Source organism: Pseudosporangium ferrugineum (assembly GCF_003002065.1).
Classification (GTDB): domain Bacteria; phylum Actinomycetota; class Actinomycetes; order Mycobacteriales; family Micromonosporaceae; genus Actinoplanes; species Actinoplanes ferrugineus_A.
Genome location: NZ_PVZG01000014.1, coordinates 81833 through 94348, shown reverse-complemented (window position 1 = coordinate 94348; position 12516 = coordinate 81833). Strand labels below are relative to the sequence as shown.

Below are 12516 nucleotides of genomic sequence, written 5' to 3'. Positions count from 1 at the left end.
GGCGCGTTGTCCGTGGCGCGTTGGCCCGCCACTCGCCCTCCCCGGCGTGTCACCTCGTCGCCTGCCCCGGGCTGGAGCCCTCTGCTCCCCGTCCACCGCTCGGCCGCCTCGTCCTCGGCGTGCCGCCCGTCCGCCGCCCTGCCGCCCCGTCCTCGGCGTGCCGCCCGTCCGCCGCCCTGCCGCCCCGTCCTCGGCGTGCCGCCCGTCCACCGCCCTGCCGCCCTGCCTGCATCGCCCTACCGTCGTTTGCGCGCTGCCACTGGTCGCTGCGCGCCGCCTATCGGCCGCCCGTCGGCCTTCACCGGTCGCGCGCGCCGCCTATCGGCCGCCCGCCGCGCGGCGCCTCTCATCGGCTGCTGGCGGCCGACCGGTGGGCCGGCGGGAAAACGGCGGATAATGGCCTCGGCGGGTCCGCTCCGGAGCGGATACGATGGCACGATCCTTACGCGCGCCGCCGCAACGGCGGGGATGAGAAAGAGAGCAGGTGGCGTAGGCCGTACGGCCGCCCCTATGACCGGCACCGAACACAGCAGCGCTGCCGCTCGGGTGCAGACCAGGATCTCGGTCTCCGACCCGAAGATCATGGTGAACCTGCTCGGCACCAAGGACGAGATCCTGCGGCTCGTCGAGCGCACCCTCGCCAGCGATGTGCACGTCCGCGGGAACGAGATCACGATCACCGGCGCACCGGCCGACAACGCCACCGCCGAGCGGCTGTTCTCCGAGCTCATCGAGCTTATCGAGAAGGGCGAGACGCTCAGCGTCGACGCTGTCCGGCGTACCGTCGCCATGCTGGAGCAGAACACCGCCGAGCGCCCGGCCGAGGTGCTCACCCTCAACATTCTGTCCCGGCGCGGGCGCACCATCCGCCCCAAGACCCTCGGCCAGAAGCGGTATGTCGACGCCATCGACGAGAACACCATCGTCTTCGGCATCGGCCCCGCCGGCACGGGCAAGACGTACCTCGCCATGGCCAAGGCCGTGCAGGCGCTCCAGGCGAAGCAGATCAACCGGATCATCCTCACCCGCCCGGCCGTCGAGGCGGGCGAGCGGCTCGGCTTCCTGCCCGGCACGCTCAACGAGAAGATCGACCCGTACCTGCGCCCGCTCTACGACGCCCTGCACGACATGCTGGACCCGGAGACGATCCCGCGGCTGATGCAGGCCGGCACGATCGAGGTCGCACCCCTGGCCTACATGCGCGGCCGGACCCTGAATGACGCCTTCATCATCCTCGACGAGGCGCAGAACACGACGCCCGAGCAGATGAAGATGTTCCTGACCCGGCTCGGCTTCGGCGCCAAGATCGTGGTGACCGGCGACGTCACCCAGGTCGACCTGCCCGGCGGCACCAGCAGCGGCCTCCGCGTGGTCCGAGAGATCCTCCGGGGCGTCGAGGACGTGCACTTCGCCGAGCTGTCCAGCTCGGACGTGGTCCGTCACCGGCTCGTCGCCGAGATCGTCGACGCGTACGCCCGCTACGACGCCGACCAGGAACAACAGACCACCCAGCAGTCCGTCCGAGCGGTGCAGGAACGCGCCGCCGGCGGCCGACGGCGGCGCTGAGCCGGCCGTGCCCACCCGGTCGCCCCGCCCCGGACCGCCCACCGGCCCGCCGCGCGACCACGCGCCCACCCGCCCCACCGGGCCCGCCCGGCTCACCCAGCCGTCCCGGCTCACCCAGCCGTCCCGGCACGGACCGCCCACCGGCCCGCGCCGGGGTCGCGTTCCGGTCCCGCACACCGGGCCGGTCCGGCACGGACCGCCTGCCGGTGCGCGAGGCGACCACGTTCCGCCCCGGCACGGATCGCCTGCCGGTCCGCCAGGCGACCACGTTCCGCCCCGGCACATCGGGTCGGTCAGGGCCGGGCCGACCGCCGGCGACGTGCTGGCTCCAGTCACCCGGCCGGTCCGGCCTGCACCGCGCGCCCGGCCGGTCCGGCCTGTGTCGCTCGCCCGGCCGGTCCGGCCTGTGTCGCTCGCCCGGGCGGTCCGGCCTGCGTCGCTCGCCCGGGTGCCGGGCGACCGCGTGCGGGCCGGGCGCAGCGGGCCGTCGCGGCTCGGGTCGTTCGGCGGCCTGCCGGGTGACCGCGTGCGGGCCGGGGGTGCCGCGCCGGTGGGGGTGGTGGGGCGGCATGTGAGGATTGTCGTCGGCCAGGCTCGCGGGCCGGTTCGGCCAATGACCATCGGCGTCGTGCGGAGCGGCGCCGGACACGATCGAGACCAGGGGTAGCGCACCACATGTCCATCGAGATCGCCAACGAGTCGGGAGTCGAGGTCGACACCGACGCGATTCTCGCGGTGGCCCGGCACGCGCTCGAGGAGATGGGTGTCAACCCGCTCGCCGAGCTGTCGATCCTGCTCGTCGACATCGACTACATGACCGAGCTGAACCATCGGTGGATGGGCAGCGACGGGCCGACCGACGTCCTCGCGTTCCCGATGGACGAGGGCAGCGTCGACCACGGGCCGGGCGAGGCGGGCACGGGCGAACCGGCCCTGCTCGGCGACATCGTCCTGGCGCCCGAGGTGGCCGCCAAGCAGGCCGTGGCGGCCGAGCACACGGCGGCGGACGAGCTCCACCTGCTGACCGTGCACGGCGTGCTGCACCTGCTCGGCTACGACCACGCCGAGCCCGACGAGGAGCGTGAGATGTTCGCGCTGCAGGCCCGCCTGCTGCAGAGCTGGCGTTCCGGACGGCGGACCGGCTGATCCCGATGGACCCGTCCACACCGGCCGCCGCCACCGACCCGACCGCCCTCGCCGCCGCGACCCACCCGGCCGTCCTTGCTGCCGGCGCCGACCCGGTCGCGCTTGCCGCCGGCGCCGACCCGGGCGTGCTCGCCGGCGCCGACCCGGTCACGCTCGCCGCGGGGGCCGCCGCCGGGCTTCCCGACGTGCAGCTGATCATTTATGCCGTCGTCCTGGTCTTTCTGGCCGGCCTCGCCTCCATGACCGACGCCGCGCTCGCCACCGTCTCGCCGGCGCGGGCCGCCGAGATGGAGCGGGAGGGGCAGCGGGGTGCGGGTGCGCTCGCCGCCGTCGCCGGGGACGTGGTGCGGCACCTCAACCTGCTGCTTCTGCTCCGGCTGCTGTGCGAGCTGACCGCCACCACGCTGGTCGCGCTCGTCGCCGTGGACAGCTGGGGGGTCGGGTGGCGCGCCGCGCTGGTCACCGCCGGGGCGATGACGCTGGTCAGCTTCGTCGTGGTCGGGGTCGCCCCGCGTACGGTCGGGCGGCAGCACGCGTACGCGGTCGGTAAGGCCACCGCGCCGCTGGTCCGGTGGATCGGGCGGGTGCTGAACCCGCTGGCGTCGCTGCTCATTCTCATCGGTAACGCCGTCACGCCCGGTAAGGGGTTCCCCGAGGGGCCGTTCGGCAGCCAGGTGGAGCTGCGGGAGCTGGTCGACCTCGCCGAGCAGCGCGGCGTCGTCGAGCACGGCGAGCGCGAGATGATCCACTCGGTGTTCGCGCTGGGTGACACCATCGCGCGCGAGGTGATGGTGCCGCGTACGGAAATGGTCTGGATCGAGGGCCCGAAGACGCTGCAGCAGGCGCTCTTCCTGTTCCTGCGGTCGGGCTTCTCGCGGATCCCGGTCATCGGCGAGAGCGTCGACGACGTGCTCGGCGTGCTCTACCTCAAGGACGTGGTCCGGCGTACCCAGAACGGCGACCCCGCGGCGTCCGCGATGCCGGTCGCCGAGCTGATGCGCACGGCGACGTTCGTGCCGGAGTCGAAGCCCGTCGACGACCTGCTGTCCGAGATGCAGGCGGCCCGCACCCACCTGGTCATCGTGGTCGACGAGTACGGCGGCACGGCCGGGCTGGTCACCATCGAGGACATCCTCGAGGAGATCGTCGGCGAGATCACCGACGAGTACGACGTCGAGCGCCCGCCCGTCGAGCACCTGGACGACGGCGCGGTGCGGGTGACGGCGCGGCTGCCGATCGAGGACCTCGGCGACATCTTCGGCGTCGAACTGCCCGCCGACGAGGTGGAGACGGTCGGCGGCCTGCTCGCCCAGACGCTGGGCCGGGTGCCGATCCCCGGCGCGACCGTCGACGTGGGCGGCCTGCACCTGATCGCCGAGGGCACCACCGGCCGCCGCAACCGCATCGACTCGGTGCTGGTGCGCCGCGTCGAACCCCCGTCGGGTGAGCCCACCGACGAGCAGAACGTTCCCGAGACCGAGGAAAGACAGCACGCCGATGCCTGACCTGACCATTCCCGGCGCCCCCGCGGACACCGAACTCAGCGCCGAGGACGCGAAGCTGGTCACCCTGGCCCGCGGCGCCCGGGCCCGGGTGGGCGCGGCCGAGGGAGCTTCCGTACGCGACCAGGACGGCCGCACCTATGCGGCGGCCACGGTGTCGCTGCCCCACCTCCGGCTGACCGCCCTGCAGCTCGCGGTGGCGTCGGCGGTGGCCGCGGGCGCGACGAAGCTGGAGGCGGCGGCGCTGGCCACCGGCGCGGCGACCCTGGACGCCGACAGCCACGCGGCGGTACGCGACCTGGCATCGGACGCCCCGGTCCACGTGGTGGCGCCGGACGGCACGTTGCTGGGCACGGTGACGGAATGACGGGTCCGGCGGGCGGGGGCGAGGAGCGCCGGCTGACCCCGGGCGAGAGAAACGAGCAACGCCGCCAGGAACGCCGCGCAGCCCGCCGCCAAGCAGACTCCGGCGGAACAGGCCGCGGAGCCGGCGGCCGAGGAGCCGGCGGAACGGGCCGGGGAGCCGGCGGAACGGGCGGAAAGGGAACCGTCGGCACGGGGCGCGGAGGCGCCGGGGCCGGCGGAAGCCGGGGCACCAGCGGCGGCGCGGGCCGCGGGACCGGCGGCGGCGCTGCGAGCCGGGGAGCGGCGGGCGGCAGCGCGGGCCGGGGAACAGGCGGCGCGAGCGGCGCCGGCCGGGCAGCCCGCGGCCACGGAGCTGACGCCGGCGCGGGCCGGGGAGCCGGCGGCGCGGGCCGGGGGACCGAGGGCCGGGGGGCCGGCGGTGCGGGCCAGAGGGCCGGAGGTGATGCCGCCCGGGTCGGCGGGACGGGGCGGCAGGGCGGTGCGTCCGGGGAAGCCGTGAGCCCGGGGTCCGACGCGAACGCGCCGGCGGGTGGTGCGCGTACCGAAAGGGGGAGGACGCACCGGCACAAGGCCGCGCGGGCGACGAGGGTCGGGGACGGCACCTACCGTGCCGGGTTTGCGTGTTTTGTCGGGCGGCCCAACGCCGGGAAGTCCACGCTGACCAATGCGATCATCGGGCAGAAGATCGCGATCACGTCGAACAAGCCGCAGACCACGCGGCATGTCATCCGGGGGGTGTTGCATCGGGAGGACGCTCAGCTGGTGCTCGTCGACACGCCCGGGTTGCACCGGCCGCGGACGTTGCTGGGGGAGCGGCTCAACGATCTCGTGCGGGAGACGTGGAGCGAGGTCGACGTCATCGGGGTGTGTTTTCCGGCGGATGAGCCCGTGGGGGCCGGCGACCGGTTCATCTCGACCGAGATCGCCGAGCTCAAGGCTACCGTCGTCGCCGTGGTGACCAAGGTCGATCTGGTGCCGCCGGCGGTGCTCGCCGAGCGGCTGCTCGCCGTGAGCAAGTTGTACGACTTCGCCGACATCGTGCCGGTCAGCGCCGTTTCCGGGCATCAGGTGGACACGCTCGTCGACGTCATCGTGGGGCATCTGCCGGAGTCGCCGCCGCTGTATCCGGACGACGTGCTGACCGAGGAGCCGGAGCAGGTGCTCATCGGGGAGCTGATCCGGGAGGCCGCGCTCGAGGGGGTCCGCGACGAGTTGCCGCACTCGATCGCCGTGCTCGTCGACGAGATGCTGGTCGAGGGAAACCTGACCAAGATCTACGCCAACGTGTACGTGGAGCGCAGCAGCCAGAAGTCGATCGTCATCGGCGCCGGGGGCGCGCGGCTGAAGGACGTCGGCATCCGGGCGCGGGCCGAGATCGAGGCGCTGCTGGGGCGCAGGGTGTACCTCGACCTGCACGTCCGGATCGCCAAGGAGTGGCAGCGCGACCCCAAGCAGTTGCGCCGCCTGGGGTTCTGAGCGGCTACTGGCTGGTGATGGTGGCGTTGCCGCTGCCGGCCCGCACGTCGAGCACCGCCGTCGCCTTCGGGTCCGAGGACACGTCGGATTCGAAGTCGCCGGAACCGACGTGGTGGGCCACCCGGTAGGCGCCCGGCGGCACGGCCAGGTCGACGTTGCCGCTGGACACCCGCGCGGTGACCGACGCCGGCTGCATCAGCTCGAGCTCGATGTTGCCCGAGGTGGCCTCCGCGGTGATCGCGTTGCCGCCGGTCAGGTTCGTCCCGTCGATGTTGCCCGACCGGGTGGTCAGCGTGGCCGGCCCGGCGAGGCCCTCCGCGACGATGTTGCCGGAGCGGGCGGTGGCCGTGGTCCTGCCGGTGATCCGGTCGAGGTGGATCTCGCCGGAGTTCACCGTCACGTCGGCCGACCCCACCTGCACCAGGTTGAGGCCGCCGGAGGTGAGCTCGCCGCGGACGGCGACGCCGGTGGGCGCCTCGATGTCGTACGAGACCCGGCAGTTGGGGCCGCAGCTCGTGTCGACGGCCAGGCTCGTGCCGGTCAGCCGGTACGACACCCCGGGGTCGGCCCCGTCACTGCGCACGATCCGCTTGATGCGTGTCTCCGCGATCGGCGCCGTCCGCACCGAGACGTCGCCGCGGGTGCCCGACACCACCACCTCGGTGATCTTCACCTTCTCGGTGTCGTCGAAGGTCAGCTTGGCGGCCCCGAAGCCCTGGTCGCAACCGGTGAGGGTGGCCGCCGCGGCGGCGGCGACCAGGGTCAGTGCGCCGGCGCGCCGGCTCAGTCTCGCGGTCATGCCGCAAACGCTATGAGCCCGGGTACGTCCGGCGCCATCGGTCCCTCCACCCAGCCGTCCCCGAGATGACCCTGAGATCCGGGTCAGGGTCCGTCGTACCCAGGAGGCAGAATGTCGGGGTGCCCGCCGGATACCGACGCCAGCTCTACCGCGACGACGCGGTGGTGCTGCGCGTGCAGAAACTCGGCGAGAGCGACCGGATCATCACCCTGCTCACCCGCCGCCACGGCCGCCTGCGCGCGGTCGCCCGGGGGGTGCGCCGCACCACCTCGCGGTTCGGCGCCCGCCTCGAGCCGTTCGGCCACGTCGACGTGCAGCTCGCCGGCTCCCCGGAGGGGGTCGGCAGCAGCCTCCACTCGATCAGCCAGGTCGAGGGCGTCGCCCTGTACGGCAAGCGTTTCCTCGCCGACTACCCCCGCTACACCGCGGCCAGCGCGATCGCCGAGACCGCCGAGCGCCTCACCCCGGTCGAGCGCGAGCCGTCCCTGCGCCTCTTCCAGCTCACCCTCGGTGCCCTCAAGGCGCTGGCGGTCGGTGAGCACGCCACCAGCCTGGTCCTGGACGCCTACCTGCTGCGCGGCATGTCCCACGCGGGCTGGGCCCCGGCGCTGGCCGAGTGCGCGGTCTGCGGCACCCCGGGCCGGCACGGCGCCTTCTCGGTGCCGGCGGGCGGCGCCGTCTGTCCCGACTGCCGCCCTCCGGGCGCCGCCCACCCGGCCCCGGCGACGGTCGCCCTGATGCTGGCCCTCACCCAGGGTGACTGGGAGCTCGCCGACACCACCGACCCTCCCGTACGCCGGGAGTGCAGCGGCCTGGTCGCGGCGCACCTGCAATGGCACATGGAACGCAACCTGCGCGCCCTCCCGCTGGTCGACCGGCGCGAGTCCCCGCCGGCCCCGCCCACCTCCATCAGTGATCGACGGGAGATCCCGCAGTGACACGTCCGCCCACCCCGCACATCTCCGGTGCCACGCCGCCGAAGCTGCCGAAGGACGCGATCCCCCGGCACGTGGCGATCGTCATGGACGGCAACGGCCGCTGGGCCAAGGAGCGCGGCCTGTCCCGCACCAAGGGCCACGAGCAGGGCGAGTTCTCGCTGTTCGACACCATCGAGGGCGCGATCGAGCTCGGCATCCCGTATCTGTCGGCGTACGCGTTCTCGACCGAGAACTGGAAGCGCTCGCCGGAGGAGGTTCGCTTCCTCATGGGCTTCAACCGGGACGTCATCCGCCGCCGGCGCGACGAGCTGGTCGACCTCGGCGTGCGCGTGGTGTGGTCGGGCCGGGCCGGGCGGCTGTGGAAGAGCGTCATCTCCGAGCTCCAGACGGCCGAGGAGATGTCCCGCGGCAACAAGACGCTCACCCTGCAATTCTGCGTCAACTACGGCGGTCAGGCCGAGATCGCGGACGCGGCGGCGGCGATCGCCCGGGACGTGGCGGCCGGCCGGTTGCGCCCCGACAAGGTCAACGAGAAGACGATCCAGAAGTACCTCTACCACCCCGAGGTGCCGGAGGTGGACCTCTTCCTGCGGCCGTCCGGCGAGGAGCGCACGTCCAACTTCCTGCTGTGGCAGTCGGCGTACGCGGAGCTGATCTTCCTCGACACCCTCTGGCCCGACTTCGACCGCCGCCACCTCTGGTACGCCTGCGAGCTGTATGCCCAGCGCGACCGGCGCTTCGGCGGGGCCGTGCCCAACCCGGTCGCGCCCGGCTGACCTTGCCGCGCCGATCTACCGTGCGTGTCATGGTGATCGATGCCCTGCGGCGCGGCTGGCCGGAGCAGATCCTGACCGGCCGGTACGCGTTCCGCACCCGGCGGCGTGAGGGTGTCGCCGGAGCGCTCGCCGAGGGTCTGCGGCTGGTCAGCGACGAGCTGCTCGACGCGGCCGACACCCGGCAGTTGCAGGTGCTCGTGGGCGGGCGCCCGGTCATGGTCGTGATGCAGGACGTGCGCGGGGCCTGGCTGCCGGCGCCTCCGGGTCCCAAGGTGTGCGGCATCGACCCGGTCGGGCCGCTGCTCACCCTGCTGCCGGTCACCGAGGGCAACGCCGGGTGGCGGATCGCCGACGTGCTCGACAACCGGCTGGGCCGGGTCATCGGGACGCTCGAGACCACCGGCGGCTTCGTGCGGCCGGTGCGTACGGTCATCCTCGACCCGTCCCGCCGCGTCGCCGGGACCATGACCGAGCCGCTGGCCTCGTTCCTGTTCCAGTGGCTCCAGCTCGGCATCGGCTGGGGCCGGCGCCGGTTCACGTTCCGGGTCGACGGCCGGCCGGTGGCCCGCATCCGGCAGGTCTCGCGGCTGTGGGCCCGGGAGTTCCTGGTCGACGTGTCCGAGGTGGGCGGACGCCTGGACCCGCGGCTGGTGCTGGCCTGCGGCGTCGAGCGTTTCCACCCGCTCAGCACCTCCTGAGCGGCCGTCAGGCGGTGATGACCGCCACCGCCGCGTCCACGTCGGACAGGTCCGGCAGCACCGCGTGCGCCCCCGCCAGCACCAGCTCCGCCATGCTCGTGCCGCCGGTGGCCACGCCGACCGCCAGCGCGTCGTTCGCCAGGGCCGCCGACACGTCGTTCGCGGTGTCGCCGATGACCACGGGCTGGAAGCTCTCGCCGTACTTCGTCTCGGCCCGCTCCCGGCAGCGGCGCACGAGGGTCGCCCGTACGCTGTCGTCGGTGCCGTAGCCGCCGATGTCCGCGTCGAACGCGCCGGCCAGGCCGAAGGCCGCGATCTTCGCCTCCGCGACCTGCGGCACGTTGCCGGTGACCAGGGTCTGCACCACGTCCCCGCGGGTGCTCAGCGAGTCCAGGACGGCGCGTACGCCGGGCAGCAGCGCGCCCTGCTCGGCGAAGAGGTGGCGGGTGGCGTGCACCCGCTCGACGTATCGGGCGAAGAACCGCTCCGGCGTGCAGTCGGTGACCCCGTGGACCTCGAAGACCTCCGCGCAGATGTCCAGGTCCGTACGCCCGCCGAAGCTCGGCGTAGCCCGCCACGCCAGCCCGGTGACCTCGGTGAACGCGGCCTTCCAGGCGTTCGCCGCGACCCCGCCCCCGCGCAGCAGCGTGTAGTCGATGTCCCACATCACCAGCCGTCTCACCGCTCGGCCAGCCGCCGCTCGACGTGCGCGACCTTGGCGTCCAGCGCGCCGGTGACGCCCGGCCGCACGTCGGCCTTGAGGGTGACGCTGACCCGCGGGGCCCGCGCGGCGACGGCGTCGACGGCCTGCTTGACGACCGCCATCACCTCGTCCCACTCGCCCTCGATCGTGGTGAACATGGCATCGGTACGGTTCGGCAGGCCCGAGGCCCGCACCACGCGGACGGCCTCGGCGACCAGATCGCCGACGGACTCGGAGCCGCCGAGGGGCGTGACGGAGAAGGCAACCAGCATGCCGCTCATGGTGACACCGGTCCTCACCTGTTCGCTCGCCGGCCACGACGGCGACATCCCGGGTTGGTGGCGGCCCGCGAGATTGACGCCATGAGCCACGGCCACCACCACCATCACCACGACGACCACGACCCGGTCGTCCCGGCCCTCGACGCCGGCGTACCCGACAGCGAGCTGTCGCCGTCCGACGTGTCGCGCCGCGGTTTCCTGCGCGGCGCCGGCCTGCTCGGCGCCGGGGCCGCCGCCTCCGTGCTCGCCTCGCCGTCGGCCGCCGCTGCCGCCGGGCTGCCGCACGCGCACGGTCCCGCCGGCGGCGGCATCGCGAAGGGCGGCTTCCGCTGGCTGGCCGGCGATCATCACATCCACACCCAGTACAGCTCCGACGCCCAGTACCGGGTGCTCGACCAGGCCCGGCACGGCCGGGCGTACGGGCTCGACTGGGTCGTCATCACCGACCACGGCAGCAACGCGCACGCGAAGATCGGGGTGGAGAAGGTCAATCCCGACATCCGCAGGACCCGCGAGGAGCTGCCCGAGCTGCTGACCTTCCAGGGTCTGGAGTGGAACATCCCGGCCGCCGAGCACGCCACCGTCTTCGTGCACCCCGGCCGCAACGAGGTCGACGTGCTCAAGCGGTTCGAGCAGGCGTACGACGGCTCGCAGCTGCCGTCGGCCAACACCGTGGAGCAGAACGAGGCCGCCGCCGTGGCGGGCATCAGGTTCCTCGCCGAGCAGGTCCGGCAGCGCAAGGTCGAGGGCGCGCTGTTCCTGGCGAACCACCCGGCCCGGCGCGGCATCGACTCGCCGCACGAGATCCGCAACTGGCGCGACGCCGACCCGACCGTCGCGATCGGCATGGAGGGCGCGCCGGGCCACCAGGCCGCCGGCATCAAGGCGCCGAACGGGCGGGGCGGCGCGCGCGGCTACTACGACAACAACCCGTCGGCCGCGTCGTTCGGCGGGTACCCGCTGGAGTCGTACCGCACCTGGGGCGGCTTCGACTGGATGACCGCGACCGTCGGCGGCCTCTGGGACAGCCTCCTCGCCGAGGGCCGGGCCTGGTGGGTCACCGTCAACTCGGACAGCCACGTGGTGCACCTGGACCAGTCGGAACGCGGCCCGGGCAGCGATTTCGAGGCCAACGGCAAATATGACGACCCGATCCACACGGGTACGGTCAACACGGGCGCGGGCGACTTCTGGCCCGGCTACTACGGCCGGACGAACGTCGGCGCGACCTCGTTCGGATACCGGGCGGTCATGGACGGCCTGCGCGCCGGCCGGGTCTGGGTCGACCACGGGCGACTGATCAAGAACCTGGATGCCCGGGTACGGGTCTCCGGCGACCGCCGCCCCGCCACGGGCACGCCGCTCGGCGGGATCCTGCACGCGCGCCGCGGCACGGCGACCGAGCTGACCCTCGACATCGACCTGCAGGACGTGCCGAACTGGGCCCAGTTCGTCCCGGTACTCAAGCGCGTCGACGTGATCGTGGGTTCGGTGACCGGCCCGGTGGCGGACCGCGACTCGTTCCGGGCCCCGGACACCCGGGTGGTCACGTCGTTCGAGGTCTCGCCCGGCGCCGCGAAGCTCACCGTCACGTACCCGCTGGGCCGCCTCGACAAGCCGTTCTACCTGCGCCTGCGGGGCACGGACGGCAACCGCACGCAGCCCGGCCTGATGGGCCCGGCCGTCGACCCGAACGGTCCGCGGCTCGACGTCATCGGCGACGCGGACCCGTGGGCCGACCTGTGGTTCTACACCAACCCCATCTGGGTCCTGCCGAAGTGACCCGCGCCTTCGACGGCCGCCCGGTCATCGGCGTCACCCTCGGCCACCCGGACCCGGCGACGGCGGAGCACTGGCTGTCCGGGCTGCGCCCGGCGCCGGTGCTGGCCTGCACCCACCTGGTCCCCGGCCGGCTGCCGCACGTCGCCTGCACCCTGGTCTTCGCGGGCGAGCCGCCGTCGTCCCTGGCCGCCCTGCCGCCCTTCGAGGGGGAGCGCGAGGGCGGCCGGGCGGTCCTCTACCCGGGGGTCGAACACCTGACCGGCGACCTGACGGTGGAGCGACTGCTGACGGTCAGCGCGATCGGCCGGGTCGAGGTCCTCGGCGGCACCGCGGCGGACCCGTCGGCCGTGATCCGCACGAACGACTTCGTCCGCCCACTGTGGCGCGCCGGCACGCTGACACTGGTCACCATGCCGGCGGCGGACGACCGCCTGGTCCCGTTCGAGACCCGCCACCCCACCCCCTGCTGCACCACCCACTGAC

General features: G+C 73.5%; 13 protein-coding genes. 10 read left to right on the top strand and 3 right to left on the bottom strand.

Annotated features, from left to right (window positions below; all coding sequences use genetic code 11):
• The first annotated feature begins 510 nt into the window (after window positions 1–510).
• From CLV70_RS26795 to era, 5 genes are all read left to right on the top strand, one after another.
• Entirely contained in the window at window positions 511–1566 is a 1056-nt protein-coding gene (locus CLV70_RS26795; protein WP_211303895.1) for a PhoH family protein, read from the top strand.
• A 675-nt stretch (window positions 1567–2241) separates the two neighbouring features.
• Complete coding sequence (gene ybeY / locus CLV70_RS26790) at window positions 2242–2712, top strand: rRNA maturation RNase YbeY (protein WP_106129367.1); 471 nt, start codon at window positions 2242–2244, stop codon at window positions 2710–2712.
• A gap of 185 nt (window positions 2713–2897) precedes the next feature.
• Window positions 2898–4217 (top strand): hemolysin family protein, encoded by a 1320-nt coding sequence (locus CLV70_RS26785; protein WP_245908488.1) that lies wholly within the window; start codon window positions 2898–2900, stop codon window positions 4215–4217.
• Window positions 4210–4581 carry a cytidine deaminase gene (locus tag CLV70_RS26780; protein WP_106129366.1) on the top strand — a complete coding sequence of 124 codons (372 nt, stop codon included), beginning with the start codon at window positions 4210–4212 and terminating at the stop codon, window positions 4579–4581. The genes CLV70_RS26785 and CLV70_RS26780 overlap by 8 nt, the downstream gene beginning before the upstream one ends.
• Window positions 4582–5075: 494 nt before the next feature.
• Window positions 5076–6056, top strand: coding sequence for a GTPase Era (gene era, locus CLV70_RS26775; RefSeq protein ID WP_425440229.1), 981 nt, complete (start codon window positions 5076–5078; stop codon window positions 6054–6056).
• Window positions 6057–6060: 4 nt separating this feature from the next.
• On the opposite strand, the gene CLV70_RS26770 is transcribed toward era, so the two are convergent.
• Window positions 6061–6855, bottom strand: a complete 795-nt coding sequence (locus tag CLV70_RS26770) for a DUF4097 family beta strand repeat-containing protein (protein WP_106129365.1) — start codon at window positions 6853–6855, stop codon at window positions 6061–6063.
• Between the two features lie 119 nt (window positions 6856–6974).
• Between CLV70_RS26770 and recO the strand changes: the two genes are divergently transcribed.
• From recO to CLV70_RS26755, 3 genes are read left to right on the top strand one after another with little or no spacing between them, the layout of a single operon-like run.
• On the top strand, window positions 6975–7793 hold the full coding sequence (recO, locus tag CLV70_RS26765; RefSeq protein WP_245908479.1) for a DNA repair protein RecO: 819 nt from the start codon (window positions 6975–6977) through the stop codon (window positions 7791–7793).
• The gene (locus tag CLV70_RS26760; RefSeq protein ID WP_106129363.1) at window positions 7790–8569 is read left to right on the top strand and encodes an isoprenyl transferase; all 780 of its coding nucleotides are present in this window, start codon (window positions 7790–7792) and stop codon (window positions 8567–8569) included. Before recO ends, CLV70_RS26760 begins: the two co-directional genes overlap by 4 nt.
• A gap of 29 nt (window positions 8570–8598) precedes the next feature.
• A complete protein-coding gene (locus CLV70_RS26755; protein ID WP_106129362.1) occupies window positions 8599–9267 on the top strand; it encodes a hypothetical protein in 669 nt (222 codons plus the stop codon).
• Between the two features lie 7 nt (window positions 9268–9274).
• Here CLV70_RS26755 and CLV70_RS26750 read toward each other — a convergent pair whose 3' ends face one another.
• Together CLV70_RS26750 and CLV70_RS26745 are read right to left on the bottom strand one after the other, a co-directional pair.
• The gene (locus CLV70_RS26750; protein ID WP_245908478.1) at window positions 9275–9949 is read right to left on the bottom strand and encodes an HAD family hydrolase; all 675 of its coding nucleotides are present in this window, start codon (window positions 9947–9949) and stop codon (window positions 9275–9277) included.
• Entirely contained in the window at window positions 9946–10242 is a 297-nt protein-coding gene (locus CLV70_RS26745) for an MTH1187 family thiamine-binding protein (RefSeq protein WP_106129499.1), read from the bottom strand. Before CLV70_RS26745 ends, CLV70_RS26750 begins: the two co-directional genes overlap by 4 nt.
• A 90-nt stretch (window positions 10243–10332) precedes the next feature.
• On the opposite strand from CLV70_RS26745, the gene CLV70_RS26740 reads away from it, so the two are divergent.
• Both CLV70_RS26740 and CLV70_RS26735 read left to right on the top strand, forming a co-directional pair.
• Window positions 10333–12033: a CehA/McbA family metallohydrolase domain-containing protein gene (locus CLV70_RS26740; RefSeq protein WP_106129360.1), complete on the top strand. Its 1701-nt coding sequence runs from the start codon at window positions 10333–10335 to the stop codon at window positions 12031–12033.
• Complete coding sequence (locus CLV70_RS26735; protein ID WP_245908477.1) at window positions 12030–12515, top strand: hypothetical protein; 486 nt, start codon at window positions 12030–12032, stop codon at window positions 12513–12515. The genes CLV70_RS26740 and CLV70_RS26735 overlap by 4 nt, the downstream gene beginning before the upstream one ends.
• The last annotated feature ends 1 nt before the right edge of the window (window position 12516 follow it).

Coding starts and splice junctions, on each gene's coding strand:
- CLV70_RS26795 (WP_211303895.1), top strand. CDS start 511: ATGACCGGCACCGAACACAGCAGCGCTGCCGCTCGGGTGCAGACCAGG.
- ybeY (WP_106129367.1), top strand. CDS start 2,242: ATGTCCATCGAGATCGCCAACGAGTCGGGAGTCGAGGTCGACACCGAC.
- CLV70_RS26780 (WP_106129366.1), top strand. CDS start 4,210: ATGCCTGACCTGACCATTCCCGGCGCCCCCGCGGACACCGAACTCAGC.
- CLV70_RS26770 (WP_106129365.1), bottom strand. CDS start 6,855: ATGACCGCGAGACTGAGCCGGCGCGCCGGCGCACTGACCCTGGTCGCC.
- CLV70_RS26755 (WP_106129362.1), top strand. CDS start 8,599: ATGGTGATCGATGCCCTGCGGCGCGGCTGGCCGGAGCAGATCCTGACC.
- CLV70_RS26745 (WP_106129499.1), bottom strand. CDS start 10,242: ATGCTGGTTGCCTTCTCCGTCACGCCCCTCGGCGGCTCCGAGTCCGTC.
- CLV70_RS26740 (WP_106129360.1), top strand. CDS start 10,333: ATGAGCCACGGCCACCACCACCATCACCACGACGACCACGACCCGGTC.